Origin of the sequence: Pseudomonas sp. W5-36, assembly GCF_046540455.1 — a bacterium.
Classification (GTDB): Bacteria; Pseudomonadota; Gammaproteobacteria; order Pseudomonadales; family Pseudomonadaceae; genus Aquipseudomonas; species Aquipseudomonas graminis_B.
This window is the reverse complement of the sequence record NZ_JAXCIQ010000026.1, coordinates 1-24,397: the sequence shown is the minus strand read 5'-3', so window position 1 is coordinate 24,397 and position 24,397 is coordinate 1. Positions and strand designations below refer to the sequence as shown.

Sequence of the window (24,397 nt, the reverse complement as noted above, 5' to 3'; positions counted from 1 at the left end):
AGATCTACATCATGAAAAAGTCCATCGCCTTCAGTTTCGCCTTGTCCATCCTGGCTACGGGTTCTGCATTCGCCAGCCCACAGCACATTAACCAAAGCGCTATCGTCAACGCTTCCAGCGCTACCGTTCTGGACAGCAAAGTCGCCAGCAAAGAGGCGGTCAAGCCTTTCGCCACTCAGACTTCCGGCACCGTAACCGTTGCTGAAAACCGCAAAGAGTTCGGTTCCAGCTACCAGCGTGATCGTTAATTCTTTGGGTGTTTGAATACCCGAAACATAAAAGCCCGGCATAGGCCGGGCTTTTTGCTCTTTCATTTTCTTTTATTCATGAACGCGTCTGCTATCGGCGGGCGCTTGAGCACGATTCTCCAGACTGTAATCTCGCATCACGTCAGCAATGCGCAGGTGGTAATCATCGAATACTTGCCTACGCCCCGTAAGTTGCGCGGCACGATGCAACTCAAGGCCGCGCCACCGTTCAATGGCTTCCTCATCACGCCAAAATGACAGCGACAGAACTTTTCCTGGCTCACTCAGGCTCTGATAACGCTCCACTGAAATGAACCCATCCAAACCTTCCAGCAATGGCTTCAGTTCAGCCGCAAGATCAAGATACCGCTGGTATTGCTCCTCATGTGGCCACGCTTCAAAAATAACCGCGATCATTGTTGAGTATCCCGGCTGCGATGGAAATGAGGAATTCGAGCATTAAGCGAGGGCAAGTAGCGCCATTGATGAGCGCGGACAGCGGTGGTGGGCTGTCTACGCAATAGCTCTGAAACCGCTTCAGAGGCAATACGCAAAGCGAGTTGCTGACCTGGGCATTCATGTCTGCCTGAGCCAAAGCTGAATATTCGACGGTGTGACCGTGTGAGCAAAAAGTTGTCAGGATCCGGGTTTGCGCAAGGATCCCTGTTCGCCGAAGCCAGCAACAAAAGAACCGTATCCCCGGCCTTCAGGACGCTGCCTTCGATTACACACTGCTCGGCGACGAACCGCCGGGTGTTTTGTATGGGGGAGTCGTGGCGCGCCGCCTCGGCTACCCACTCTGCAACACGCGGCGGTTGTTGAGGGGGGGCAAACAGGTCGGGGTTACGATGAATCGCTATGAGGGTGTTGCCGATCAAGCCTGCGGTGGCTTCGCAGGTCTGTGACAACAGGCCGATCAGATTAGCGATCAATGCGTCTCTGTCTCTCCAGCCCGTCACGTCACATTCCCTCAACACGTGGCTCATGAAGCGACTTCTTTCATCCTCGCAAAGCAGCAACTCTGCGAACAGTTGACTCAACCGAGTCGCTCCGGCATCGGCCTCATCCAGCTTGGTCTTGTCGCTTAAGGGGGAAAGGCAGCCCACAAAATTCTGGGTCAGGGTCACAACTTCACGTAACTGGGTGAAAGGAATGCCCATCAAGGTTGCCATGACGGATACGGGCAACGTCCACATCAACTCATTGAGGGCGTCGACCGGGGCATTGAGGGACTCGAATACCTGCGACACAATTTCTGCGATGTTTTCGTCATGCACAGAAGCCAAAGTGGGCGCGATGGCCATTCTTGGACACTGGTGTTCAGCTCCCTCGTTCATGCGCATGAGACGACCGAAAACACGACCCGCGGCGCCCTGTGCAATTGCGAGAGGAACCGGCTCATCAAGAGGACGGACTCGACAGTCCGAATGTTCCAGAATGGCCTCTACGGCACTGGCATCACTGGCGATCCACAGGCGTAGATCTGCATCGAACAACAGCCCCTTTCGTTGCCTTAAACCTGCGTAATAAATATAAGGGTCGGCATGGCTGGCTGCTTCAAACGGCGTCATTTCTGAAAGTCCTGTTCACAAAGAACGGCTAATATCTGGCACTGCGCACGTTTACGATTCGTTCAGGAACGAAATATGGACTCCCCAGGCAATGACACCGCCATTTCAAGGGTCGCCGGCGCAATCGCCGAACCAGCAAGGACGAAGATGCTCTGTTCGTTGATGGATGGGCATGCACGTACCAGCACAGAAATGGCTGTCATCGGCGACGTAAGTGCCTCTACTGCAAGCGCGCATTTGGCAAGGCTCAAAGAGGACGGGCTGCTGAAGCTGCACACGCAGGGCAGGCATCGATATTACAGTCTGGCGGACGCAGACGTGGCCAGAGCGATAGAGGCCCTCATGGTGATCAGTCATAAGCCGTACACCAGGTTTGTCCCGAATACCCCGGGTCGACTGCAAATCGCACGCACCTGTTATGACCACATGGCGGGCTCATTGGCCGTAAAACTGCACGATCGTTTCCTCGAGTCAGGCTGGCTGACCATGTCAGCTGCTGACGACGGTAATTATCAACTTACTGTCAGCGGCGAAAAAGCGATGGTCGACTTAGGGCTTGACGTGGAGAGCATCAGGGCACAACGACGTCGCTTCGCCTGCTCATGCCTGGATTGGAGCATGCGCCGCCCGCATCTCGCTGGAGCACTGGGTGCTGCCTTTCTGCACATTGTGACCAGCCGCAAATGGGTTATCCAGGACCTTGGCAGCAGGACGCTCGCGTTGACACCCAAGGGAGCGAAAGAGTTTTCCGTTCGATTCGGGGTCAGCACTGAAAACAATGCGCCATAGCTGCACTTGTGCGTCAAATGCTGCCCGGTTGCTGCACACTCTCATTCGACGACATCTTCGCCAACCCCATCCGCAAATCCGCGCCACTCGGCTGCTGATAAACCCCCAGCCCAAACTCCGGCAGCACCGCCAGCAGATAATCGAAAATATCCCCCTGAATCCGCTCGTAGTCGCCCCAACTGGTGGTGCGGGTGAAGCAGTAGATTTCCAGCGGCACACCCTGCGCCGTGGTTTCCATCTGGCGGACCATGCAGGTCATGTCCGGGTGGATGTCGGCGTGGCTTTTCAAATACGCCAGCGCGTAGGCGCGAAACGTGCCGATGTTGGTGATGCGGCGGCGATTGGCTGACATTTCGGCGACGTTGCCCTGCGCCTCGTTCCACGCCCTGAGCTCGGCTTTTTTGCGGCCCATGTAATCCGTCAGCAAGCGAACCTGTGTCAGCTTCTGTTCTTCTTCATCGGAGACGAACCGCACGCCGCTGGCGTCGATGAACAGGCTGCGCTTGATCCTGCGCCCGCCGGACTGCTGCATGCCGCGCCAGTTCTTGAACGACTCGGACATCAGGCGCCAGGTGGGGATCGAGACGATGGTCTTGTCGAATTCTGCACTTTCACGGTGTGCAGGGTGATGTCCACCACGTCGCCATCAGCGCCGACCTGTGGCATTTCGATCCAGTCGCCGACGCGCAGCATGTCGTTGCTGGTCAGCTGCACGCTGGCAACGAAGGACAGCAGGGTGTCTTTATAGACCAGCAGAATCACCGCCGACATCGCGCCAAGTCCGGAAAGCAGCAACAACGGCGATCGGTCGATCAACGTGGCGACGATGATGATCCCGGCGAACACGTACAGGATCATTTTCGTCAGCTGCACGTAGCCCTTGATTGAGCGGGTGCGGGCGTGTTCGGTGCGCGCTTAGATGTCCAGCAACGCGTTGAGCAGCGCGCCGACGGTGAGCATGAGGAAGAGGATGGTGAACGCCAGCGCGATATTGCCGAGCACATGATTGGCGGGATTGCTGAGGTTCGGGACCAGGTTGAGCCCGAATTGAATGACCACCGAGGGCGTGACCTGGGCCAGTCGATGGAAGACTTTGTTGTGCAGGAAGTCATTGAGCCAGAACAGCGATGGCTGGCGACTCAGGGCTTTCATGGCGTAGAGGATCACCCACCGCGCCAGCCGCCCGAGGGCGAAAGCAGCGACGAGCAGTAACAGCAATCCGGTGATCGTGCGCAGCATTGGCTGGTTTTCCAGCAGCGTCCAGATTTCCTGGGCGCGTAGCCAAAGCGAGTGGGTGTCCATGGGCGCTGGATCTCCTGATCAGAAATGGGGGGCGCGATTAGAGCATTGATAGGGAAGCGAGGGCAGGGTAGGCCAAATCCGGTAACAAAATAGGCCCTTTGAGCTAAAGAGACTCGGCGAATCCGGCTTAAACCGGTACCCTATGCGACTGTTTTTTTGTATTACGCCGAGGTAACACCCGTGTTCTCCCAATTCGCCCTGCACGAACGCCTGCTAAAAGCCGTGGCCGAACTCAATTTCGTCGAGCCTACGCCTGTGCAAACAGCGGCCATTCCGCTGGCGCTGGAGGGACACGATCTACGGGTGACGGCGCAGACCGGCAGCGGCAAGACTGCCGCGTTCGTATTACCGATGCTCAATCGCCTGATGGGCCCGGCCAAGGTTCGCGTCGACATCCGCGCCGTGATCCTGCTGCCGACCCGCGAGCTGGCCCAGCAGACGCTCAAGGAAGTGGAGCGTTTCTCCCAGTTCACCTTCATCAAGGCCGGCCTTATCACCGGGGGCGAAGACTTCAAGGTCCAGGCCGCGATGCTGCGCAAGGTCCCGGACATCCTGATCGGCACGCCGGGCCGCCTGCTGGAGCAACTCAACGCCGGCAACCTCGACCTCAAGCAGGTTGAGTTGCTGGTTCTCGACGAAGCCGACCGCATGCTCGACATGGGCTTTGCCGAAGACGTCGAGCGTCTGGCCGGCGAGTGTGCCAATCGTGAGCAGACCATGCTGTTCTCGGCCACCACCGGTGGTTCGGGCCTGCGCGAAATGATCGGCAAAGTCCTGAAAGACCCGCAGCACCTGCAGGTCAACAGTGTCAGCGAACTGGCTCCGGGCACCCGTCAGCAGATCATCACCGCCGACCACAACGTACACAAAGAGCAGGTCCTCAACTGGCTGCTGGCCAACGAGACCTACCAGAAAGCCATCATCTTCACCAACACGCGCGCCATGGCCGACCGCATTTACGGTCGTCTCGTGGCGCTCGAGTACAAGGCGTTCGTGCTGCACGGCGACAAAGACCAGAAGGATCGCAAGCTGGCGATCGATCGTCTGAAGCAGGGCGGCGTGAAGATCCTGGTGGCGACCGACGTCGCGGCCCGTGGGCTGGACGTCGACGGCCTGGACATGGTCATCAACTTCGACATGCCGCGCACCGGCGACGACTACGTTCACCGCATTGGCCGCACTGGCCGTGCCGGCGGCGAAGGGCTGGCGATCTCGCTGATCACCCACGGTGACTGGAACCTGATGTCCAGCATCGAGCGCTACCTGAAGCAGAAGTTCGAGCGCCGCACGATCAAGGAAGTCAAAGGCACCTACACCGGGCCGAAGAAGGTCAAGGCATCGGGCAAGGCTGTCGGCGTTAAGAAGAAAAAAACCGATGGCAAAGGTGACAAGAAGGGCGACAAAAAGAAAGCCGTCGCCAAGGGCCCGACCAAACGCAAGTCGGTAAATCGTCCGAAGGCCGAGCCTTTGGTCAGCCAGGACGGGATGGCGCCGCTGAAAAAGCGTGTCACGCGTCCGCCAGTCGCTGAATAACCCCCTTCTGCCTCCCGGCCAGCCCGCTGAACGGCTGGCCCTCCGCTGGGTCACAACCACTGAGCATCAAGCCCGATGACCGGACGTCACGGGTATTGCCCTGTTGGCCCACTGGAGGTTGAAACATGTCTAAACGATACGACTGGGACCTGATCGAGCGTCTGCTGCACCACGTACAAAACAGCGTCGCAATCGAGGATGCGTCAGAAACCCATGCCGCAGAGTTGAGAGCGCTGTTGCTCGAACGTGGATTCATTGCCGCCCACACCAGCGGTGCAGGCGGGAATGGCGAAGGCGCCAGCCTTACCCCACGAGGCGCAAGCCTGCTGGCGATGATCGACAGCAGCATTCCGGGCAATGACCATCCGCGTCAGGTCTTGAACGATCAGGCCGATGCGCTGGATGAGGCGACCTTTGATGAGGTGGCCTCCAAGGCGCAAATCGCCTGATGCTGAAAGCGTCCCGATCAGGACGCTTTTTTCATGCTCTTGTAGCAACTCAAATCCGTGAAGTCCTTGCGCACGTCGGCGATCTTCGCCAGCAACTTCTGCCGTTGATCAGCCGTACTTTGCGCCATCAGGTCCGCAATCAGAGAAATCGCTGCCTGCTCGGTATGGTCATAGGCTGCTCGGTATTCGGGCGTCCAGAAGGTCTGGCGGTCCTGCAGGAGGCTGGCAATCTTCTGATCGAAATCGGCGGCATTGCGCTGTTTCACGGCCGCCAGCAGCAGTGACTGCCAGTGCGCGCGGTTATCGATCCACAGCCGGTTCTGCTCGCCCAGCGAGGTCGACCATTGCATCACCCGCGCCTGCTGCGCGGCGTTCAGTTTGCCCATCCACGGCGTCAGACGTTTCTCCATGCGTTGAGCGCGTTCACTGATCTGCTTGTCCAGCGGCTGGTCGACGAACTCATCCTCATGCTTGCGCAGGTCCTTGGCGAACGCCGCCTGCATCTCGCCCACTTGCTGATCGTCCAGCTGACGCAGCAGCTCGACCGCCGAGGGCGTGATTTCTTTGGAGAGGGTAGCGATGGCTTGCCGTGCTTCAGCTGTGCGTGCTTTGAGCTGCTCTTGATTGACCTGATTGTTTTCGACCATCCCTTGCAGACGGTCCAGCCAGTCGAGGTAACCGGGAATCTGGGTGGTGCAGTGCCAGCTCAAGTGCTCTTTCAAGCGCTCATCGAGCCAGTCCTTCTGCGACGCATTCATGTCCAGGTAGTCGTTGAGCGACCAGGGGATGATGAAGTCCAGATGTCGATACGTCAGACCAATCTGACTGCACCCCGCCAGCAGCGTCAGGCTCAGCCACAGCGAAATAAAGGTCTTCAACACAATGCCCATGACAGCTCCTTGCCGGTTCGTCTCCCCGTTATAGAGCAAGTCAGGTCACAGCGGTTCAACCCATCAGAAAAACGAGCGGACGACCTTCAGCGTGACGGTGCTTTCGCACTGCGTGTTATGCCCGCTGTAGGCGCTGCAATCGGCGCCGGTCAGGCTCGAACCGCTGTACATCAGGTTCATGTCCATGCCCAGCACCGGGCGCGATACGTTGAAGGACCAGTCGCTGTAGGCATTGACCACACCGCCGCCGTCGATGATCGTGGGTGAGTCGAGCTGGTGGTTGCCGTACTGCATGCGCAGGTCCAGGCCCAGCGGAATCATGTCGCCGAGGTCGAGGAACAGGGTGCTGTCCTGGCGACCGGCGTCAGTGCTGAAGGCGGTGCCGATACGGCTGTCGAAAATGCGGAAGCCGGCGTACAGCTCGTGGCTGTCGAGCTGATCGGTGTTCGGGTAGCTGTAGCGAATCACGCCAAGCTCATAACCGAGGGTTTTGTCGAAGGGCTTCTTGAAGCCCATGTAGGAGTCGACTTCCAGCGAGGTATCGGGCGCGAGCCCGGTGCTGGGTGACCATTGCCCGAAGTAGAAGCCGCTTTCGTGGGTCAGGTCGAGTCCGCCATGGAATTTGGAATCGGCACCGCTCGGCGTCACCAGGCCCTGGGCCATGGTGCGGCTGGGCGTGGTGCCGAGCTTGAGGCTGAAGTCGCCCAGCTCCCGCTCGATGACCTGAGCGCTGGCGGCGTGATGCATGAAGGCGGCGCAGGCAAACACCGCACCGGTCCAACGGTTGAAACAGCGAGCATAAGGCATGCTTCACTCCTTTCAGGTTTCGGAGGAGTGGGTCGAAGGTATCTATGCTGACGGCGAATGGCCCGACAAGAACCGCGATCTAGAGCGTCGCAAGGATACCGCCGATTGGCGATATCTCGCGACCATTGGTCGATTCGATGCAGATGGGCTGAACGTTGCGATCAGTTCGCGGTGGAAATCAGCTGGTTGACGACGATCAACGCCTGGGGGAAAGAAGGATAACCGCTGGTGGCGACATCCAGTTTTTCGTACCTGGCGCGATAGGCGCGGGCCTTGTCCTGATCCTCCGTTCCGGCCCGTTGCGCCTGCAGGGCGATGGCCAGCGGGTAGTTGCGGTCGGCGGAGTCATCGAGCTTGGCATCAACCTCTTTCGGGCTGGCGTTCTGACGCAAGAGCAGGATCGCTTGATAAAACTCCGCCTCGCCGGACGTGTCTTCGCGCGCCGCCCGTTCCAGCAGGGCGCTGGCGAGCTCGTCGTTTTCAGCGCGGCGCTCGTTGATCAGCAGCTTGGCCTGGAGCATGTCGTTCTGGTACAGCAGATAGTCGGCGCGGCATGGGCTGCCCGCCACCGAGGTGTCACATCCGTGGGTCGCACAACCGGTCAGCCCGAGGCTTAGCAGGGCGCCGATGATCATCCGTTTGTTCATATCGGTTTCCGCAGAGACTTCAGCAGTTCAGGGCATCGTCCGTTCTGTTGCCATATCATGCGCGGCGCCATTGACAGGCAGCTCGGTGCGTCATGTGACAAGAGAGTAAAGCAGAGCTTTGTGCAGCGAGGAGCGATGGACCTGGCGCCTTGTGATCAAAGCGCCTGGATGTCGACCGCGGAGGCGGGAGAAAATTTACTTTTTGCCGAGGGAGATCTGCTTGGATGGGCCGAAGGTCTGGCCGCTGACACCTTTGGCGATCTGCTGGATCTCGCCACCGGATTTCAAGAAAGCTGCAATTTGCGCGTTGATCGAATCGCTGGTCTCAACGGCAGGAGCTGGCTTGGCTTTCGAGTTGGATGCTTTTACACGCATGGCTGCAATTGACCTATATAAATTTAATACGGCCGGCCATCCTATCGGAATTGGCCGGAAATTGCTTGGGTATTATCCGATGAGGGGAGGGCTGTTGCTCGCGCGGTGGTGCAGACATATTCTTCGACATTAGCCGCTAACTGACTGTTTTAATTGCGATGTTCAATCGGGCGTTCCGTGGTGTTCGACCAGCCTTCATGGCTGATGCCAGATTCAACGACCTGACGAATGGCTTGAGCTCGGCACCGTCTGCGCGGTGACGTTCATCAACCCCTTGATTTTCAAAGCAGGCAGCCGACGCCAGAGGCCGATCCGGAACGCCCGCCGGAATTCGGGTAGAATGCCGCCCACGTAACGAGGGTATCTGCACATGGCTTTAGTCGGGCGCTACAACAGTTTGCAAGTGGTGAAACACACTAACTTCGGTTTATATCTGGACGGGGCACAAGATGGCGAAATTCTGCTGCCCAATCGATATATCCCCAAAGATATTCCCAGCGAAGATGAAGACTGGCTCAACGTCTTTATTTATCTGGACAGCGATGACAAGTTAATCGCGACCACGGAAAAACCCAAGGTTCAGGTGGGTGAATTTGCCAGCCTCAAAGTGGTTGAAGTCAACAGCATCGGCATCTTTCTGAATTGGGGGCTGCCCAAAGATCTGCTGCTGCCGTACTCGGAAGAAAAGCAGCCGCTTAAGGCCGGCGATTACTGCGTGGTGCATGTCTACCTCGACAAGCACACGCGCCGCATCACCGCGACCACGCGTCTGGATCGGTATCTGGACAAGGTGCCCGCCAACTATGCAGTCGGGCAGGAAGTGGACTTGCTGGTGGCGGAAGAAACCGCGATGGGTTTCAAGGCGATCATCAACAATAAGCACTGGGGCTTGATTCACAAGAACGAGGTGTTCAAGTTCCTGCGTTCGGGCAAACAGGAAAAAGGCTTCATCAAGGAAGTGCGCAGCGACGGCAACATCAGCCTGAGTCTGCAGCCAGTGGGCGAACAGCTTGCCAGCAGCCTCAACGCGCAGATCCTCGGCAAGTTGCGTGACAGCAACGGCGTATTGCCTGTCAGCGACAAGAGCGATCCGCAGGTCATCAGCAACCTGTTCGGCGTCAGCAAGGGCAACTTCAAGAAAGCGATCGGCGCACTGTACAAGCAGGGCCAGATCGTCATTCACGCCGACCGTATCGAATTGGTCTGACGTGATACTCGAGTGCAGCGCCGGGTGATCGGCGCTGCACTCGTCAGATCAACGCGGGTTGATCATTTCTGCACGAAGCTGCCGAAGCTCAGGTTCGCGCCGTTCGGGCGCATGTCCTTCAAGTACGAATCCTTGTCAGCCGAGAGCTCCAGGCTCACGGTGGACTTGCGCTTGCCTTCGTTGCGAACCACCACCGCGTCTTTCTGATCGCGCAGGAACTTGGTCGTCACCTTCAGGTGAATCAACTCATCCGTGCTAGGCGTGTGCAGAAGCAGATGCAGCCACTCGTACTGACCCACTGCCAGACGGCTCATGGGCAAATCAAACCACCAGATATTGCGCTTGGGGTCGAGCACGGCGAAGTGTGTGTTATTGGTGCCGAGCACGGCGCCGCCGAGCTGTTCATTACGGCGCGCAATGGCCTGCTGCTTATCGAGTTTCATAACATTCCTGGATCACGGTCTCGTCAACCTGGCCCGACGCCCTGAGCGCCGCCGGTTCGGTCGCGCATTCTCCGGGGTTCTCGGGGAAACATAAAGGCAAAATTGGCCGGCGCGATTCGCGGTCTTCGACAGGGACGCGGAGCGCCCCGGGCTGCATTCCCGCGCGGAGCGTGGGAACGATCAAATGTCAGCGCCTGAACGGGCCTCTTCCCGGCTAAAGCCGGTCCTACAAAAGCGCCGCGTAACTGCGTAGGACCGGCTTTAGCCGGGAAGCTGTGGATATGCTTAACGCGGCGACGCGAATTAATTGAACCTCTGATTCACCGCTCCGGTCAGTTCTAGTGTCGAGTTAATGACATCCTATTTCCACCCTGGAGTGAACCCTATGAGCAGCACCGGCGATAAAGTCAAAGGCATGGCTAACGAAGCAGTAGGCAACGTCAAGCAGGGCGTCGGCAAAGTGACCGACAACGACAAACTGCGTGCCGAAGGCAAAGCGCAAGAAATCAAGGGCGAAGCCCAACAGACTGTTGGCGAAGCCAAAGACGCTGTGAAAAAAGGCGTCGACAAGGTCTAAATCCCTTGCGCCCTGAGCCCAATGGCTCCAGGCGACCTGATTTGCGACACCGTAACGGCCATCCTCTGATGGCCGTTATCATTTGCGTCACCGACCGCCTGAAACACATCAAATGTAGCCAACACCCCGGGCACCCTGTAAAAAGCCAGCCCGTTCGTGTAACTGACGGAATTTCAACGCCATTGCCCGCTCGTATGCATACCGCTTGTAGATACGCTTGAATCAATAATCGTGCTTCGGCTACATCTGTGTCGCGAAAGGAGACGCCATGATATTCCCGGACTTGCGCCAGCTCAGCATCAAGACAGTGTTGGTCAGAACGGTCAAAGAGTTTCTCGATGACGAGATGTCGACCTACGCCTCGGCTCTGGCCTACCAGATGCTGTTTTCGCTGTTCCCGTTCCTGCTCTTCCTCATTGCCCTGATCGGCTTCCTGCACCTGCCGGACTTTTTCAGCTGGCTGCGACTGCAATCGGAACTGGTCCTGCCGCCCCAGGCCCTTGACCAGGTCAACCCGGTCATTGACCAGCTGCAACAGTCCAAGGGCGGTTTGCTGTCGATCGGTATCGTCATCGCGCTATGGACCGCCTCGGCTGGCGTGCGGCTGATGATGAGCGCCATGAACGCCGCGTACGACGTGGTCGAAGCGCGCCCGGCCTGGAAGCGCATCCCGCTGTCGGTGGTCTACACCATCGGCATCGCCGGCATGTTGCTCACGGTTGCCGCGCTGATGGTCACCGGCCCGGTGGTCATGAACTGGCTCGCCGCGCAGATTGGCATGGAAGATTTCATCGTCACGCTGTGGACGGTTCTGCGCTGGCCGCTGATCATCATCCTGCTAATGGTCGCGGTGGCGATCATGTATTACGTCATGCCCGATGTTAAGCAGAGCTTCCGCTTCATTACCCCGGGCTCGGTGCTCGCGGTCGTGGTGTGGATCGTCGCATCGCTGGGTTTCGCCTACTACGTCAAAACCTTCGCCGACTACAACGCGATGTACGGCAGCATCGGTGCGATCATCGTGTTGCTGCTGTATTTCTACATTTCGGCGGCGGTGTTATTGCTGGGCGCTGAGATGAACGCGGTGATCGAGCACATGTCCGCTGAAGGCAAGGAGAAGGGTGAGAAGGAAGAAGGCGAGCGCGATGGCACGGCCGACTTTAATACGGTGCACCTCAAGCAGCACGTCTCGGGTCTCGGCCGCGATCACACCCATGACCATGACTACACGCCAACGCCGCCGGTGCTGAAGACCGACAAGTTCTGATAACGCTCAAGGCAGACGGCGCCCGCTGATGGCGCCTCTGCCCGTTGCAGAGGTCCCGCAATGATTCGCGAAATTCTGAAAATGGGCGACGAGCGCTTGCTGCGCATCGCGCCACCTGTCCCCGAGTCGATGTTCGGCTCCCGTGAGCTGAAGACACTCATCGAGGACATGTTCGAAACCATGGAAAGCGTCGGCGGTGTCGGCCTGGCCGCGCCGCAGATCGGCATTGACCTGCAGTTGGTGATCTTCGGTTTCGAGAGCAGCGATCGTTATCCGGATGCCGAGGCGGTCCCCCAGACCATCCTCCTCAATCCGCTGATCACCCCGCTGGAGCAAACCCTGGAAGAGGGTTGGGAAGGCTGCCTGTCGGTGCCGGGCCTTCGTGGCGTGGTCGATCGCTACGAGCACATCCGCTACGAGGGTTTCGACCCGGACGGCAAGCTCATCCAGCGTGAAGCCCGCGGTTTTCATGCGCGGGTCGTCCAGCACGAGTGTGATCACCTGATAGGCCGTCTGTACCCGTCACGCATTACCGACTTCAGCCGCTTTGGATTCATCGAAGTGCTGTTCCCGGGGATGGACCCGAATTCGGACGATTAACGCTTCGGAATTTCACAAAATCTTGGGGCAGATGAGTACCTATGCGGGAATGAGCGTGCTCACGAAGAGGCCGGTACATCCGCTAAACATCCGGCGGCTGAACGAGCGCTTTCGTGAGCAAGCTCACTCCCACAGGTCTTGCAGCGGCATCGTAAACAACCTCGCTCCCACAGGTTCTTCAGCGTTATCAGGGCGAGCACATTCGGCTGAGATTCTCTGCAGCTCATATTATTTCGCTGGCTTGATGAACCGCAGCGTCATGCGGTCGGACTCGCCGATCGCCAGAAACTTCGCCTTGTCCTGCTCACCGTTGACCAACGCCGGCGGCAGCGTCCAGACGCCGTCGGGGTAGTCTTTGGTGTCCTTGGGGTTGGCATTGACTTCGCTCTGGCCAGCCAGCGTGAAGCCCGCGTTCTGCGCCAGTTCGATCACGTAATCCGTCGGCAGGTATCCGTTTTGTGCGTTGTCCCTGGCCGTGGTGCCGGGTTTGGCCCGGTGGTCGACCACGCCCAGCGTCCCGCCCGGTTTCAATACCTCGTAAAACGCTTTGAACGTCGCCGCTTCGTTGCCGGCGTCGACCCAGTTGTGCACGTTGCGGAAGGTCAGCACCGTGTCGGCTGAGCCTGCCTTACCGAAGACCGGCACCCGGGGCGCGTAGGCCACGACCTCGACCTTGCCGTAATGCGCTGGGTCGGCCGCGTATTTCTGCTTCAGGCTGTCGGCGGATTTTTTCGCGTCATCGCTGGTGGCAGGGTCGACGATGGCTGCCACGTAATGGCCTTTATCTCTGAGCAGCGGCGCCAGCAGTTCGCTGTACCAGCCGTTGCCCGGCGTGATCTCGATAACCGTCTGATCAGGGCGCAGGTCAAAAAATGTCAGGGTTTGCTCGGGGTGACGGTATTGATCGCGGGCCGTATTTTGCGGCACGCGCCAGTCGCCGCTGAGGACGGTCGCGAACTGCTCGTGGCTGACGGTGGATTCAGGTGCAGCAGTTGCCGCCGCTGCCAGGCCCGTCGCCGAAAGTGCCGCGAGAGAGAAAACCATAAGCGCCGGGTTCATGTGCATCCTGCTTGATCGAGAAATGACCGGCGAGGCTAGCACGCGAGGCCGGGCCTCGGATGGCACGTTTGGTTTGATCCACCGCAGGAAAGGTTCTAAGCCTGCCAGCATCATCCGCCGATCAATCGGCACATCGAACAAGCGAGATCAACGATTTGGTCTGTCGATAACGCGCCAGCCGTGCGGCCAGTTCCTGAGGCAGATCCTCAACCCCCGTGAAGCCGAGCCGCTGATAGAACCCGCCGAGTTCAGGCTCACAGAACAACCAGACATTGCCTTCAACCGACGTCAGCGCGGCCGCGATCAAGCCCGCCGCGACACCTCGCCCGCGCTCGGCTGGCGCGATAAACAGCCCGGTCAACCAGTGCCCACCCGCAACAGGCGTCAGGCATAAGGCGCCAACAATGCCCGGCTGGCGCGCCACCCACACCTGCGCCTCGCCCCTGGCGCGCATGGACGATCGATGGGCGCGGTAGAACTTCTCCAGCAACGGGCGCTGCACGTCGGGAAGGGTTGAAAACTGGATGTCGGGCATGTGCGGCAGGCGTCGGCTTGAGGGTGGATTCAGCGCATCGTTCTACCGTCATAACCAATCGATCTACAAGTTTTTCCTGTGTCGTTGCACAACCGGTTATCAGCCCGAATGCAGGAACCGGCAATGTCCCACTACCTGGACGACGTGCAGCGCGAAGAGATCAAGCGCCTGCGTGCAAGCTTTACAGGCCGCACGGAATGGCCGACTTGGTTACTGCTGATCGGCGTATTCGCAGGCTGGCCGACGTTGCTGGTTGCCAGCCCGCAGCTGGGCGTTTGGCCGACCACGCTGTTGATGGTCCCGATGCTGGTGCTGTGGATGTCGGTGCAACATGAGGTGCTGCACGGCCACCCGACGCGTTCGTTGCGACTGAACAAGGTGCTCGGTTACGCGCCATTCGCGGTCTGGTACCCGTACACGCTGTATCGCGACACCCATATGCAGCACCACTGCGATGAAGACCTCACCGTTCCCGGTCGCGACCCGGAAAGCCGCTACCTAAGCCAGTTGGAATGGAAGCAGACCGGCATGCTGATGCGTGCGCTGCGCTGGCTCGACAAGACACCGCCCGGGCGTCTGGTGTTTGGCGTGCCGTTGGCGCTGAGCAGTCTGATCGTCGGCGAAACCCGTCGATTGCTGCGTGGCGAGCGTCAGGCCTGGGCGATGTGGTCGACCCATGGTGGATTGCTGGTGCTGATGTTCCTATTCATCGAGCATTACGCCGCGATCTCGGCCCTGCATTACGTGCTCTTTTGCAGCGTCCCGGCGCTGGCGGTGTCGATGGTTCGCTCCTATTACGAGCACCGTCCTGGCGTGCAACCCCAGGAGCGCACTGTCATCAATGAGGCGTCGTGGCCGTGGGCCTGGCTGTTCCTGAATCTGAATCTGCACCTCGTCCACCACGACTTGCCTGGCTTGTCGTGGTATCACATGCCCGTCGTGTATCGGGCGCGGCGCGAGGAGTGGCTGGCACGCAGTGGCGGTTTTCTGGTGGCCGGTTACGCGGAACTCTTTCGTCGCCACAGCTTCAATCCTATCGACAGCCCGCAACATCCCCATGTTTGAAACCCTATGTCTGAAACCCCAGGTCTGATGAGGAACACCGAACATGCCCCAAGGCTTCGCTGAACTGTTGATGTACGTCGCTCCGCCGCGCGTTCAGCAGGCGCAAGAGCAGTGGCTGAAACGAACAGTGGAAATCCTTGGGGTGGAGCGTCTCGATGCGCAGGCTCTGGACCTGAAAGCGCTGTGGCTGTCGCCGCACTTGCTGCTGGCCCAAACCTGCGGTTATCCGCTGATGACGGAATTACAGGGCAAGGTGCAGGTGGTCGGGCGGCCTGTTTATCAGTTGCCCCACAGCGCCAATGGCAACCACTGCAGCCTGTTGATCGCCCGCGAGGACGATCCGCGTCAGGCACTCGTCGAATTCAGGGGCAGCCATGGCCTGCTCAATTCACGGGATTCCAATTCCGGCATGAACCTGTTCCGCCACGCCCTGGCGCCGCTTCAACAAAACGGGGCGTTCTTTGCTGATGTGACGCTCACCGGCGGCCATCGCAGCAGCCTAGCTGCGATCAAAGCGGGTGACGGCGATCTGGCCGCCATCGACAGCGTGACCTTCGATTATCTGGCGCGCGACGGTAGCGAGGAGGTCGCCGGCGTGAAAGTGATGGGTCGAACAGCGGAGGGGCCGTGCCTGCCGTACATCACCCGCCTCGGCGCCGAGGCTGATGTCATCCGCGAGGCAATGAATCAGGCGCTGACTGAACTCCCCGATGTCGCCCACGTGTTGGCGATCAGCGAGGTAATGTCTGCGAGCGTGGAGGATTATCAGGTGTTGCTGGATTACCGGCAGCAGGCGGTATCACAAGGCCTGGCTTCGCTCTAGTTATTCCCCGATGGTCTATAAAGAACACTTTTAAGTATTTTTACTGCATAACCGCGCTTGCTAGCATGCCCACTCGGAAGGTCCCGATGATAAAAATTTCAGGGCAGGGGATGTCTTATGGCTGGCGCCGATATGATGCATCGCCACTACCTCGGCGAACTGTTTGTGCAGCACCACTCGTGGCTATGCCTGCGCCTGCGTCGGGTTCTCGACTCCGAGCAGAGCGCTGAAGACGTTGCGTCCGAAACCTTCCTGCAACTATTGGCCTCGCCCAACGTTGTGCCGATTCGCGACCCACGCGCGCTGCTGACTACCATTGCCCAGCGACGGGTGTATGAGCGCTGGCGGCGGCGTGATCAGGAGCGCGATTATCTGGAGGGATTGGCCCTGGAAGATGCTGTTCCTTGTGCATCCGCAGAAAGCCACGCCGCTACGCTGCAAATCCTTGACCGTCTGGATCGCCGCCTTGACCGCCTGCCTGCGAAGATCAAATCAACCTTTGTGCTCTCCCGTCGCGGCGGGCTGACCTATCCTGAAATTGCCGCGCAGCTGGGCATTTCGCAGCGTTCGGTGAGCGACTACATGGATCAGGCTGAAACCTGTTGCCGCCGCGCTTGTCTGGAATAAAGCGTGTGCTGTGCCCGGCCAACTGTGCCAAACCGATTGAGCTCCTCCCATCCCCGAGCGACGAGAGACATCCATGACACCAATCAAAAAACTGCTGGGCGGCTCGCTGCTGGCACTGGCTGCCCTGACGGGCTCGGCGTACGGCGCAGAAAAAACCGCGCCGATTCATTTCGGCGACATCACCTGGGAGAGCGGCAGCCTGATCACCGAAATCCTGCGCACCATCGTGGAAAAAGGCTACGGCTATCCCACCGACACATTGCCCGGCAGCACGGTGAGTCTGGAAGCAGCCCTGGCGAAGAACGACATTCAGGTGATCGGCGAAGAGTGGGCGGGCCGCAGTCCTGCGTGGGTCAAGGCGGAAGCCGAAGGCAAGGTCCACGGCCTGGGCAACATCGTCAAAGGCGCAACCGAAGGCTGGTGGGTGCCGGAATTCGTTATCAAGGGCGACCCGGAGCGCGGCATCAAAGCGCTGGCGCCAGACCTGAAATCGGTATCCGACCTGCCCAAATACAAGGACGTGTTCAAGGACCCGGAATCCCCGGACAAGGGCCGCTTCCTCAACAGCCCGACCGGCTGGACATCGGAGATCGTCAACACCCAGAAGCTCAAGGCCTACAAGCTCAACGACAGCTACGTGAACTTCCGTACCGGTTCGGGGGCGGCGCTGGATGCTGAAGTTGCATCGTCGATTCGCCGCGGCAAGCCGGTGTTGTTCTACTACTGGTCGCCGACGCCGCTGCTGGGTCGCTTCAAGCTGATCAAGCTGGAAGAGCCGCCATTCAACGAAGCCGCCTGGAAAACCCTCGCCGACGCCAGCAATCCCAACCCGATCGGCTCCAGCTCCCTCGCTGCGCACCTGGCCATTGGCGTGTCGGAACCGTTCCGTCAGCAGTACCCGGATCTGGTGAGCTTCTTCGAGAAGGTGGACCTGCCCATCGACCAGTTGAACAAGACCTTGGGCGAGATGAGCGAGAAGCGCCAGGAGCCCAGCGTTGTGGCGAAAAGCTTCTTGAAGGATCACCCGGAAGTCTGGTCTTCCTGGGTGCCAGCTGAGGTTGCCAGCAAGGTGAAAGCCAGCCTGTAAGCGCTTTCCGTTCAAGCTGTGGGCAAGCGGGCTGCCGCTTGTCCCACAGGCAACCCTGTTCATGCACGAGTCACGCTTCATGAACCGTTTATGCCTTCCCCTTCATACCGAACGCCTGATCCTGCGCGAACTCACCCCTGACGACACCCCGGCGCTGGCGCATATTCTGGGCGATGCCGAGGTGATGCGTCATTCGGTGGCGGGCGTATTGTCGGAAAAGGCGACAGGGGAGTTCATCGACTGGTGCCGGATTTCCTACCGTGAGCGCGGCTTCGGTCCGTGGGCGGTGGTGGAAAAATCCACCTCAACCCTGGCCGGCTTCTGCGGTCTCAATGCCGAGCGGGTCGATGGGAAGGACGAGATCGAGATCGGCTATCGGCTCGCCACCGGGTTCTGGGGGAAAGGCCTTGGCACTGAAGCGGCGCGCAGCGCTCTGGCTTATGGTTTTAAAGAGCTCCAGGTGCCGTCGCTGATCGCCATTGTTCAACCGGCCAATTTCGCGTCGGTGAAAGTGATTCAGAAGCTCGGGTTCGGCGGGTTCGTTCACAGCCAGTATCACCGACAGGGCGTGAGAATTTACCGCATGACCGCGCAGCAATGGGCGCTGGGTCGTTCAGCAGAATCACAAGATACGCAATTCCCGTAGGGCCGGCTTCAGCCGGGAAGGCGTCAGGCATTTCAATGCAGAACTCACGGCGTGCGCGCTGGCCTCATCCCGGCTAAAGCCGGTCCCACAAGGTATGCATCGTTCGGCCAGAGATCGCTCACCGATGGATATCTCGCCCCTCAACTGTTAGCGTCCAGCAGACAATCAAAGCGTTGATCACCGATAAAAAGTCGCCGGGAGAGGACATGGAATATTGCAGATCGACAGCAATGACGATAATGAAGGCGTCACTCGGGCTGACTTTAGTGGGGGTGATGGCCCTGCAGAGCGTGGCATTGGCCGGCGAAACCGCACCCGCCCCCGCTCCCGCACCCGTGGCCGGGGATTCCGCGCTGACCTTCGTGCAGGAGCGGCATCTGGGCGAAAGCCTGGGCTGGCTGGGTTATCAGGTCGCGTCCCATACCGTGACCTTCGCCACGATCGTCGAGACCGTCGGCCGTACCAAGGCCCAGGAAATCGTGCAGGACGAACTGCAAAGCCTGCAGCCGCAGTATCAGCAGGAATGGGACCGAAACCTCGCGGCCGCCTACGCCGCATCCTTCAGCCCTGAAGAGCTGAAGGCACTGGACGCCGCAGACCCGGCGCCGGACGTCGCCAACACATTCCGCAACAAGCAGCGCGATGTCGGCGCTGACATGAAGGACCGCTCCAGCGAGCTGCTCAAGGTTTACGTGTCCACCGCGCTGGACAACGCATTGAAAAAAGCCAAGCCTTGAGCGCGCGTTTTTATGAAGCGTTTTTTCGATCATCCCCGTCACGAAGGAAAGGAGAGACCATGGACCCGTTCATGCAAGCGGCCATTGATGAAGCGCAGAAGGGCCTGGACGAAGGCGGTATCCCGATCGGCTCGGTCATCGTCCACGACGGCAAGATCATCGGCCGTGGCCACAATCGTCGCGTCCAGGAAGGCAGCGCCATCAAGCACGGCGAGATGGACGCCTTCGAAAACGCCGGTCGCCAGCCCGCCCGCGTTTATCGCGAAGCCACGCTTTACACGACCCTGTCGCCCTGCGCGATGTGCAGTGGCGCGATCCTGCTGTACGGCATCCGCAAAATCATCGTCGGCGAACACGAGACGTTTATGGGTGAGGAGGAATTGCTCAAGTCCCGTGGCGTGGACGTGAATGTGCTGCACGACAAGACGTGCGTCGGACTGATGAAGCAGTTCATCGCGGACAAGCCCGAGCTGTGGAATGAGGACATTGGGGAGTAGGTCAGCGTCAGGCCTTGACTCGCGCCGTCCCGAATAACTGCACCTGCTGCAACTGCCCGTCGCGCTCGATCAGGCGCAACGGTGCGGTGCCGCCGGGCATCACCACGTCCACCAGACCCGCTTGGACCCAGCCGCAGAACCACGCTGCCGACGCGACCGCGCTGGCGCTGGTGCCCGATGACGCCGTCGGGCCTTCGCCCCGTTCGAACACCCGCGCTGTGATGCGGTTTGGCCCCGAACGCGCGGCCCATTGCAGATTGACTCCGCCAGGGCAGGGGTCGCCGCTCCATGATTCGCCGGCGACGAAGGCGATGCGAGTCAGGGCGGCGTTCAACTCGGTTTGGTGAAGGTTTACGAAGCTGGGCAGATCATCCACATCCGCCACCAGCGTGACGCAATGGGGGTTGCCCACCCTGACGAACACGCTGGTCTGCCATGCGGGGTGCAACGCCGCTATACGCTCGACCCGGTTAATCTCCCGCTCATTGAGCATCGCCTTACCGACACCGGCTCCTGTCGCGCCCACCGCCTGTGGGCCGAAAGTGGGGCCGCCGATGTCCAGCCAGAACCCGTTCACGCCGTCGACGGTTGCAGAAACCGCCTGGGTTGCTACGGGGCTGGGCATGTCAGCATTGTCGTGATGAACGCGCAGGCTGAATGGCGCGCTGTCGGTGCCAAGGGCTGAGTCTTTGAGTGATTGAGCGAAGATGGTCAGGCCGTTGCCGCTGCGTTCAGCGAGGGTGCCGTCGGTGTTGACGATCAACAGGTCGAACGGCGCGGTGTCCTGAAACGGGCCGACCAGAAGACCGTCCGAGCGGTGAGATTTGCTCCCCGGTGGACGCTGGCCAGCGGGCCAGTCACAGATCGCCGCGACGGCTTGAGCGGTCCAGGTGTGGCGGCCAGTGGCGGCTTCTATCGGTGACTGGGGCAGAGGGACGCCGAGGGTGCGCAGGGCATCGGGAGCAATCACCGCGTAGATATTGCCGCGAGCGTCGTAGAAGCGAGCCATGGTCAGTCCGGATCAGGGAGTCAGCGCGCATTAAATCACGCCGACCCGCGCGTTGCTGCCCACCCTTCACACCACCAACGTCAACCACGCCGATACCAGCAACAGCACCGCCATCGCCTGATTGAAGCGCTTCATGCTCTGCGCCGAGCGGCAGAATGTCGCGGCGCTGACGCCCAGCCAGGCCCAGGCGCTCATACACGGGATCGACACCAGGAAGAACGCCAGCGACAGCCATATCACCCGCAGCATGCGATCGGCGTCGGTGCCGGCGAACACGCTGACCACGGCCAGCGCCATCATCCAGGTTTTCGGGTTCACCAACTGCAGGCTCGCCGCGCCCCACAGGCCCAGGGTCGGACCGCTGCGGCGTTGCGTCGGGTCGATCGCTTCGGCGGGCGCGCTGAATATCTGCCACGCCAGCCAGGTCATCCAGGCGATGCCGACCCATGACATCAGCGTCTGCACCTGTCGATGCCGCGCCAGCACGTCGCCCAGCCCGGTGCCGACCATCAGCACCAGCAACGCCGCACCGGCGCAGGCCCCGAGGACAATCGGCAGTGTGCGGAGCAGGCCGTGGCGCGAGCTGTTGGTCAGTACGAGGATGTTCGTCGGGCCGGGCGTGATGGACGCGACGAAAGCGAACAGCAGAAAGGGCAGGAGGGTTTGCATAAGGCCACTCGGCGGTCATTGATCGTGGAGCAATGATCCGCGCGCCGTGGGCGGTCAGTCTGGAACAATTGAGCAGCGTCGGCGGTAGTCAGCCGGGGTCATGCGATAGGCGCGCTGGAACCAGCGGCCCAGATGGCTTTGATCCGCGAAACCCAGGGCAGCCGCGACGCTGACAGGCGCCTCGCCCCGGGCCAGCAGATGGCGGGCGCGGGTCAGGCGCAGCTGGATCAGGTAGGCATGGGGCGCCAGGCCGAACGCGGCCTTGAACGCGCGGCTCAGGCGGAAACGATCGACGCCGGTCACTTGCGCCAGATCGTCCAGGCCAATGTCCTGCTGCAAATGGCTGTGCAGATAGTCACGCGCTCGCTGGGCCACCAGCGGCAGGCGGGGATCGGGGTCGACCAAGGTGCGCCAGCGCAAGTGGCTGGTCAGGTTGGCCAGCAGGTGGTCCAGTGCGGTCTGGCGCACGATGCGCAGTTCGTCGTGGTGCATCGCTTCGAAGGCGTCGGCCGTCGCGATGGCGAGGCGCGGGTCGTCCGCCAGCGTTGCCGCGAAGCTGAGCTGGGCGTTGTCCGGCGCTTCTTCAAACTGCGCGCGTAACTCTCGGTCAAGCCAGCGCGGGTCCAGGTACAGCGTGCGGTAGGTAAAGCCGCCCGCTTCCGGGGCCGTGCCGTCGTGGATGTCGCCCGGCTCGAGCAGGAACACTTTTCCCGGCGTGCTGTTGTGCTGCTGCCGACGGCAATTGAATTGCTGCAGACCCTGTTCGGTGATGCCCACCAGATAACTGTCGTGCCAGTGTGGATCGTAGGCATGGCCCTCGAAATGCGCGCGCACTGTCTCGATGCCGGACGTGGCGTCCTGCTTGAGCTCGATCCAGTTGCGGTCGGACATCGCGGGGCCTCGGAAGGGGTAGCGGGTTTGGGTAGGCGGTCAAGCTTGAGTACGTTACCGCGCCGCTTACGGCAGGTCTGGAAGAATCGTGCAGCGGACGACGAAGTGTCGGCGCATGGGACGGTCCGGCGGGTCGGCGACTATTCTTGTTACAAAGCGAAAGGTCCTACACGTTGCTCATCCACCGTGACAGCGCGAACCTACGCGCTCGATCGCCATCAAAGACCGGAATCGTTACCCATCCCACAGAAGGTAAATGATGAACAGTTTTCCGCGACGCCTCGCCGTCGTCTTGCTCGGCGGACTGTTGTCCGCCGGGCTGGCGCAGGCCGATGATCACACCGCGCACTCGCCGCCGCTTCTGGCGGCCGCCGGTTACCCGAGCCGCTCGATCAACGTTCCCGATAATGGCGCCGTGCGCCGTGCCAATCCCAACAGTCGTCAGGGCACCGAGTCCATCGCGCCACGTGTCGGTGGCCCGAATCTCGGACCGACGCAGCCACGTCCGCCCACCCTTGAAAACGGTGGCATCGGCAACGGTTATCCGACCCGGCAGCAACCCGCCCGGCCTTCCGGCGATACCGAACGCCGCAGTAACTGAAATCACTGCCAGCCTCTCTTCCATTTCAGAAGGAACCGCCTATGTTGCGCGCCACCCCTTTTTACAAGCTCGCCCTCCGCAAGACATTGCTGGCGACCTTATGCGCCTCCGCATTATTGGGCCTCTCCGTGCAGGCCACTGCTGCGACCTATCAAAGCGAGGCTGGCACGCTGACCGTCGATGAGGTCGTCGGCGGGTTGCAGCATCCCTGGGCGGTGGCGTTTCTGCCGAACTCCCAGGGAATGTTGGTCACCGAGCGTACGGGCAATCTGCGTCGGGTGATGCCTGACGGCAAGCTGTCGGCGCCGATCTCCGGCGTGCCGAAGGTCTGGGTGCAAGGGCAGGGCGGTTTGCTGGATGTCGAGCTGTCTCCGGATTTCGCCAAGGACCGCATGGTGTACCTGACCTACTCCGAGGCCGCGAGCGACGGAAAAACCGGCGGCACGGCGGCGGGGCGCGCAAGGCTCTCTGAGGACATGACCAAGCTGGAAGGCTTCACGCGCATTTTCCAGCAGCAGCCGAAACTGTCGGTGGGCAACCACTTCGGCTCGCGCATCGTCTTTGATCGCGACGGCTACATGTTCATCGCCCTGGGCGAAAACAACGAACGGGCCACGGCTCAGGACCTCGACAAACTGCAGGGCAAGGTCGTGCGCCTGTACCCCGACGGCACCGTGCCCAAGGACAACCCCTTTGTCGGCCAGAAAAACGTTCGGCCGGAAATCTGGAGCTACGGTCACCGCAATCAACAGGGCGCCGCGCTCAACCCCTGGACCGGCACGCTGTGGACCAACGAGCACGGTCCGCGTGGCGGGGACGAAATCAACATCATCGAACGCGCCGGCAATTATGGCTGGCCGATCTCGACCTTCGGCATCGACTACAGCGGCGAGCCTATTTCCGAGTCCAAGGGCAAGGTAGTGGAGGGCGTGAAAAACCCCTTCCACGTGTGGGAGAAGTCCCCAGGCATCAGCGGCATGGCGTTCTACGACTCAAGCACGTTCAAAGCGTGGGACCACAACGTCTTCATTGGCGCGCTGGCATCGGAGGAGCTGATCCGTCTGGAGCTCAAGGACGACAAGGTGGTGCACGAAGAGCGTTTGCTCGGCGAGCTCAAGTCCCGCATTCGCGACGTGCGACAAGGGCCGGATGGGTATATGTATGTGCTGACGGACGAGGACAACGGGAAGTTGTTGAAGGTCGGGTTGAAGGTAGAGCAATAGCCCTACCTTGAAATTATCGCCCAAGCGCCTGGTTAACTGCATCTAGTAGGACCCCCTTAAGCCGGGAAGGGGCTGGTACATCCGACGCAGTTGCTTCGCCACTTCCGCAGTCTTCCCGGCTGAAGCCGGTCCTATGTATGGACTCGCCCCCACATTCAACCTGCTTTTCGAACACTGCTACCCGGTTGCATCTATGTATAAGGCCTGTTCGAGGAAGCATCAT

General features: G+C 60.0%; 29 protein-coding genes and 1 pseudogene. 17 read left to right on the top strand and 13 right to left on the bottom strand.

Annotated elements, in window-relative coordinates; genetic code table 11:
• The first annotated feature begins 11 nt into the window (after positions 1 to 11).
• Entirely contained in the window at positions 12 to 248 is a 237-nt protein-coding gene (locus SLW74_RS25740; protein ID WP_410930526.1) for a hypothetical protein, read from the top strand.
• A 72-nt stretch (positions 249 to 320) separates the two neighbouring features.
• Here SLW74_RS25740 and SLW74_RS25735 read toward each other — a convergent pair whose 3' ends face one another.
• Positions 321 to 665: an antibiotic biosynthesis monooxygenase family protein gene (locus SLW74_RS25735; RefSeq protein ID WP_410930525.1), complete on the bottom strand. Its 345-nt coding sequence runs from the start codon at positions 663 to 665 to the stop codon at positions 321 to 323.
• The gene (locus tag SLW74_RS25730; protein WP_410930524.1) at positions 662 to 1,819 is read right to left on the bottom strand and encodes a cytochrome P450; all 1,158 of its coding nucleotides are present in this window, start codon (positions 1,817 to 1,819) and stop codon (positions 662 to 664) included. Before SLW74_RS25730 ends, SLW74_RS25735 begins: the two co-directional genes overlap by 4 nt.
• A 75-nt stretch (positions 1,820 to 1,894) precedes the next feature.
• Between SLW74_RS25730 and SLW74_RS25725 the strand changes: the two genes are divergently transcribed.
• Positions 1,895 to 2,608, top strand: coding sequence for an ArsR/SmtB family transcription factor (locus SLW74_RS25725; RefSeq protein ID WP_410930523.1), 714 nt, complete (start codon positions 1,895 to 1,897; stop codon positions 2,606 to 2,608).
• A gap of 13 nt (positions 2,609 to 2,621) precedes the next feature.
• On the opposite strand, the pseudogene SLW74_RS25720 reads toward SLW74_RS25725, so the two are convergent.
• A pseudogene (locus SLW74_RS25720) lies at positions 2,622 to 3,910 on the bottom strand (mechanosensitive ion channel family protein).
• Positions 3,911 to 4,090: 180 nt separating this feature from the next.
• Between SLW74_RS25720 and SLW74_RS25715 the strand changes: the two are divergent.
• Together SLW74_RS25715 and SLW74_RS25710 are read left to right on the top strand one after the other, a co-directional pair.
• Positions 4,091 to 5,443, top strand: coding sequence for a DEAD/DEAH box helicase (locus tag SLW74_RS25715; protein WP_192134008.1), 1,353 nt, complete (start codon positions 4,091 to 4,093; stop codon positions 5,441 to 5,443).
• A gap of 125 nt (positions 5,444 to 5,568) precedes the next feature.
• Positions 5,569 to 5,892 carry a hypothetical protein gene (locus SLW74_RS25710; RefSeq protein ID WP_065992690.1) on the top strand — a complete coding sequence of 108 codons (324 nt, stop codon included), beginning with the start codon at positions 5,569 to 5,571 and terminating at the stop codon, positions 5,890 to 5,892.
• A gap of 17 nt (positions 5,893 to 5,909) precedes the next feature.
• Here SLW74_RS25710 and SLW74_RS25705 read toward each other — a convergent pair whose 3' ends face one another.
• The 4 genes from SLW74_RS25705 to SLW74_RS25690 all read right to left on the bottom strand — a co-directional run bounded on the left by SLW74_RS25705 (position 5,910) and on the right by SLW74_RS25690 (position 8,611).
• Positions 5,910 to 6,782: a DUF6279 family lipoprotein gene (locus SLW74_RS25705; protein ID WP_410930522.1), complete on the bottom strand. Its 873-nt coding sequence runs from the start codon at positions 6,780 to 6,782 to the stop codon at positions 5,910 to 5,912.
• A 63-nt stretch (positions 6,783 to 6,845) separates the two neighbouring features.
• Entirely contained in the window at positions 6,846 to 7,589 is a 744-nt protein-coding gene (locus tag SLW74_RS25700; RefSeq protein WP_083233260.1) for a TorF family putative porin, read from the bottom strand.
• Positions 7,590 to 7,750: 161 nt separating this feature from the next.
• A complete protein-coding gene (locus SLW74_RS25695) occupies positions 7,751 to 8,236 on the bottom strand; it encodes a hypothetical protein (protein ID WP_410930521.1) in 486 nt (161 codons plus the stop codon).
• Positions 8,237 to 8,431: 195 nt separating this feature from the next.
• Positions 8,432 to 8,611 (bottom strand): hypothetical protein, encoded by a 180-nt coding sequence (locus SLW74_RS25690; protein WP_037012170.1) that lies wholly within the window; start codon positions 8,609 to 8,611, stop codon positions 8,432 to 8,434.
• 370 nt (positions 8,612 to 8,981) lie between these two features.
• Here SLW74_RS25690 and SLW74_RS25685 point away from each other — a divergent pair, with 370 nt between their 5' ends.
• Positions 8,982 to 9,818, top strand: coding sequence for a S1 RNA-binding domain-containing protein (locus SLW74_RS25685; protein ID WP_410930520.1), 837 nt, complete (start codon positions 8,982 to 8,984; stop codon positions 9,816 to 9,818).
• 62 nt (positions 9,819 to 9,880) lie between these two features.
• Here SLW74_RS25685 and SLW74_RS25680 read toward each other — a convergent pair whose 3' ends face one another.
• The gene (locus SLW74_RS25680; protein WP_410930519.1) at positions 9,881 to 10,261 is read right to left on the bottom strand and encodes a hypothetical protein; all 381 of its coding nucleotides are present in this window, start codon (positions 10,259 to 10,261) and stop codon (positions 9,881 to 9,883) included.
• Between the two features lie 385 nt (positions 10,262 to 10,646).
• Between SLW74_RS25680 and SLW74_RS25675 the strand changes: the two genes are divergently transcribed.
• The 3 genes from SLW74_RS25675 (at position 10,647) to def (ending at position 12,705) form a co-directional block, all read left to right on the top strand.
• A complete protein-coding gene (locus SLW74_RS25675) occupies positions 10,647 to 10,838 on the top strand; it encodes a CsbD family protein (protein WP_065992700.1) in 192 nt (63 codons plus the stop codon).
• Positions 10,839 to 11,106: 268 nt separating this feature from the next.
• A complete protein-coding gene (locus SLW74_RS25670) occupies positions 11,107 to 12,105 on the top strand; it encodes a YihY/virulence factor BrkB family protein (protein WP_410930518.1) in 999 nt (332 codons plus the stop codon).
• A 60-nt stretch (positions 12,106 to 12,165) separates the two neighbouring features.
• A complete protein-coding gene (gene def / locus SLW74_RS25665) occupies positions 12,166 to 12,705 on the top strand; it encodes a peptide deformylase (RefSeq protein ID WP_410930517.1) in 540 nt (179 codons plus the stop codon).
• A gap of 228 nt (positions 12,706 to 12,933) precedes the next feature.
• Here def and SLW74_RS25660 read toward each other — a convergent pair whose 3' ends face one another.
• On the bottom strand, positions 12,934 to 13,749 hold the full coding sequence (locus SLW74_RS25660; RefSeq protein ID WP_410930543.1) for a class I SAM-dependent methyltransferase: 816 nt from the start codon (positions 13,747 to 13,749) through the stop codon (positions 12,934 to 12,936).
• A gap of 136 nt (positions 13,750 to 13,885) precedes the next feature.
• Positions 13,886 to 14,299, bottom strand: a complete 414-nt coding sequence (locus SLW74_RS25655) for a GNAT family N-acetyltransferase (protein WP_296306750.1) — start codon at positions 14,297 to 14,299, stop codon at positions 13,886 to 13,888.
• 123 nt (positions 14,300 to 14,422) lie between these two features.
• Here SLW74_RS25655 and SLW74_RS25650 point away from each other — a divergent pair, with 123 nt between their 5' ends.
• The 7 genes from SLW74_RS25650 (at position 14,423) to SLW74_RS25620 (ending at position 19,781) form a co-directional block, all read left to right on the top strand.
• Positions 14,423 to 15,364 (top strand): fatty acid desaturase, encoded by a 942-nt coding sequence (locus SLW74_RS25650; protein WP_410930516.1) that lies wholly within the window; start codon positions 14,423 to 14,425, stop codon positions 15,362 to 15,364.
• Positions 15,365 to 15,407: 43 nt separating this feature from the next.
• On the top strand, positions 15,408 to 16,187 hold the full coding sequence (locus SLW74_RS25645; RefSeq protein ID WP_410930515.1) for a phosphate/phosphite/phosphonate ABC transporter substrate-binding protein: 780 nt from the start codon (positions 15,408 to 15,410) through the stop codon (positions 16,185 to 16,187).
• A 117-nt stretch (positions 16,188 to 16,304) separates the two neighbouring features.
• Complete coding sequence (locus tag SLW74_RS25640; RefSeq protein WP_410930514.1) at positions 16,305 to 16,814, top strand: sigma-70 family RNA polymerase sigma factor; 510 nt, start codon at positions 16,305 to 16,307, stop codon at positions 16,812 to 16,814.
• Between the two features lie 73 nt (positions 16,815 to 16,887).
• The gene (locus SLW74_RS25635) at positions 16,888 to 17,901 is read left to right on the top strand and encodes an ABC transporter substrate-binding protein (protein ID WP_410930513.1); all 1,014 of its coding nucleotides are present in this window, start codon (positions 16,888 to 16,890) and stop codon (positions 17,899 to 17,901) included.
• Positions 17,902 to 17,962: 61 nt separating this feature from the next.
• Positions 17,963 to 18,547: a GNAT family N-acetyltransferase gene (locus SLW74_RS25630; protein WP_410930512.1), complete on the top strand. Its 585-nt coding sequence runs from the start codon at positions 17,963 to 17,965 to the stop codon at positions 18,545 to 18,547.
• Positions 18,548 to 18,786: 239 nt separating this feature from the next.
• Positions 18,787 to 19,284 carry a hypothetical protein gene (locus tag SLW74_RS25625; protein WP_369319755.1) on the top strand — a complete coding sequence of 166 codons (498 nt, stop codon included), beginning with the start codon at positions 18,787 to 18,789 and terminating at the stop codon, positions 19,282 to 19,284.
• 59 nt (positions 19,285 to 19,343) lie between these two features.
• Entirely contained in the window at positions 19,344 to 19,781 is a 438-nt protein-coding gene (locus SLW74_RS25620; RefSeq protein WP_065992720.1) for a nucleoside deaminase, read from the top strand.
• Between the two features lie 7 nt (positions 19,782 to 19,788).
• On the opposite strand, the gene SLW74_RS25615 is transcribed toward SLW74_RS25620, so the two are convergent.
• The 3 genes from SLW74_RS25615 to SLW74_RS25605 all read right to left on the bottom strand — a co-directional run bounded on the left by SLW74_RS25615 (position 19,789) and on the right by SLW74_RS25605 (position 22,350).
• On the bottom strand, positions 19,789 to 20,790 hold the full coding sequence (locus tag SLW74_RS25615) for a diaminopimelate epimerase (protein ID WP_410930511.1): 1,002 nt from the start codon (positions 20,788 to 20,790) through the stop codon (positions 19,789 to 19,791).
• 66 nt (positions 20,791 to 20,856) lie between these two features.
• Positions 20,857 to 21,459, bottom strand: coding sequence for a LysE family translocator (locus SLW74_RS25610; protein ID WP_410930510.1), 603 nt, complete (start codon positions 21,457 to 21,459; stop codon positions 20,857 to 20,859).
• Positions 21,460 to 21,513: 54 nt separating this feature from the next.
• On the bottom strand, positions 21,514 to 22,350 hold the full coding sequence (locus SLW74_RS25605; protein WP_410930509.1) for an AraC family ligand binding domain-containing protein: 837 nt from the start codon (positions 22,348 to 22,350) through the stop codon (positions 21,514 to 21,516).
• A 259-nt stretch (positions 22,351 to 22,609) separates the two neighbouring features.
• Between SLW74_RS25605 and SLW74_RS25600 the strand changes: the two genes are divergently transcribed.
• Positions 22,610 to 22,951, top strand: coding sequence for a hypothetical protein (locus SLW74_RS25600; protein ID WP_296306770.1), 342 nt, complete (start codon positions 22,610 to 22,612; stop codon positions 22,949 to 22,951).
• Between the two features lie 41 nt (positions 22,952 to 22,992).
• Entirely contained in the window at positions 22,993 to 24,174 is a 1,182-nt protein-coding gene (locus SLW74_RS25595) for a PQQ-dependent sugar dehydrogenase (RefSeq protein ID WP_410930508.1), read from the top strand.
• Positions 24,175 to 24,397 lie beyond the last annotated feature (223 nt).

Bases quoted from the DNA above. Each gene is read 5' to 3' on its own strand.
- SLW74_RS25725 (WP_410930523.1), top strand. From the start codon at position 1,895: ATGGACTCCCCAGGCAATGACACCGCCATTTCAAGGGTCGCCGGCGCA.
- SLW74_RS25675 (WP_065992700.1), top strand. From the start codon at position 10,647: ATGAGCAGCACCGGCGATAAAGTCAAAGGCATGGCTAACGAAGCAGTA.
- def (WP_410930517.1), top strand. From the start codon at position 12,166: ATGATTCGCGAAATTCTGAAAATGGGCGACGAGCGCTTGCTGCGCATC.
- SLW74_RS25635 (WP_410930513.1), top strand. From the start codon at position 16,888: ATGACACCAATCAAAAAACTGCTGGGCGGCTCGCTGCTGGCACTGGCT.
- SLW74_RS25705 (WP_410930522.1), bottom strand. From the start codon at position 6,782: ATGGGCATTGTGTTGAAGACCTTTATTTCGCTGTGGCTGAGCCTGACG.
- SLW74_RS25710 (WP_065992690.1), top strand. From the start codon at position 5,569: ATGTCTAAACGATACGACTGGGACCTGATCGAGCGTCTGCTGCACCAC.
- SLW74_RS25645 (WP_410930515.1), top strand. From the start codon at position 15,408: ATGCCCCAAGGCTTCGCTGAACTGTTGATGTACGTCGCTCCGCCGCGC.
- SLW74_RS25620 (WP_065992720.1), top strand. From the start codon at position 19,344: ATGGACCCGTTCATGCAAGCGGCCATTGATGAAGCGCAGAAGGGCCTG.
- SLW74_RS25700 (WP_083233260.1), bottom strand. From the start codon at position 7,589: ATGCCTTATGCTCGCTGTTTCAACCGTTGGACCGGTGCGGTGTTTGCC.
- SLW74_RS25640 (WP_410930514.1), top strand. From the start codon at position 16,305: ATGGCTGGCGCCGATATGATGCATCGCCACTACCTCGGCGAACTGTTT.
- SLW74_RS25690 (WP_037012170.1), bottom strand. From the start codon at position 8,611: ATGCGTGTAAAAGCATCCAACTCGAAAGCCAAGCCAGCTCCTGCCGTT.
- SLW74_RS25655 (WP_296306750.1), bottom strand. From the start codon at position 14,299: ATGCCCGACATCCAGTTTTCAACCCTTCCCGACGTGCAGCGCCCGTTG.
- SLW74_RS25610 (WP_410930510.1), bottom strand. From the start codon at position 21,459: ATGCAAACCCTCCTGCCCTTTCTGCTGTTCGCTTTCGTCGCGTCCATC.
- SLW74_RS25625 (WP_369319755.1), top strand. From the start codon at position 18,787: ATGAAGGCGTCACTCGGGCTGACTTTAGTGGGGGTGATGGCCCTGCAG.
- SLW74_RS25730 (WP_410930524.1), bottom strand. From the start codon at position 1,819: ATGACGCCGTTTGAAGCAGCCAGCCATGCCGACCCTTATATTTATTAC.
- SLW74_RS25595 (WP_410930508.1), top strand. From the start codon at position 22,993: ATGTTGCGCGCCACCCCTTTTTACAAGCTCGCCCTCCGCAAGACATTG.
- SLW74_RS25660 (WP_410930543.1), bottom strand. From the start codon at position 13,749: ATGGTTTTCTCTCTCGCGGCACTTTCGGCGACGGGCCTGGCAGCGGCG.
- SLW74_RS25650 (WP_410930516.1), top strand. From the start codon at position 14,423: ATGTCCCACTACCTGGACGACGTGCAGCGCGAAGAGATCAAGCGCCTG.
- SLW74_RS25670 (WP_410930518.1), top strand. From the start codon at position 11,107: ATGATATTCCCGGACTTGCGCCAGCTCAGCATCAAGACAGTGTTGGTC.
- SLW74_RS25685 (WP_410930520.1), top strand. From the start codon at position 8,982: ATGGCTTTAGTCGGGCGCTACAACAGTTTGCAAGTGGTGAAACACACT.
- SLW74_RS25630 (WP_410930512.1), top strand. From the start codon at position 17,963: ATGCACGAGTCACGCTTCATGAACCGTTTATGCCTTCCCCTTCATACC.
- SLW74_RS25600 (WP_296306770.1), top strand. From the start codon at position 22,610: ATGAACAGTTTTCCGCGACGCCTCGCCGTCGTCTTGCTCGGCGGACTG.
- SLW74_RS25735 (WP_410930525.1), bottom strand. From the start codon at position 665: ATGATCGCGGTTATTTTTGAAGCGTGGCCACATGAGGAGCAATACCAG.
- SLW74_RS25695 (WP_410930521.1), bottom strand. From the start codon at position 8,236: ATGAACAAACGGATGATCATCGGCGCCCTGCTAAGCCTCGGGCTGACC.
- SLW74_RS25615 (WP_410930511.1), bottom strand. From the start codon at position 20,790: ATGGCTCGCTTCTACGACGCTCGCGGCAATATCTACGCGGTGATTGCT.
- SLW74_RS25680 (WP_410930519.1), bottom strand. From the start codon at position 10,261: ATGAAACTCGATAAGCAGCAGGCCATTGCGCGCCGTAATGAACAGCTC.
- SLW74_RS25605 (WP_410930509.1), bottom strand. From the start codon at position 22,350: ATGTCCGACCGCAACTGGATCGAGCTCAAGCAGGACGCCACGTCCGGC.
- SLW74_RS25740 (WP_410930526.1), top strand. From the start codon at position 12: ATGAAAAAGTCCATCGCCTTCAGTTTCGCCTTGTCCATCCTGGCTACG.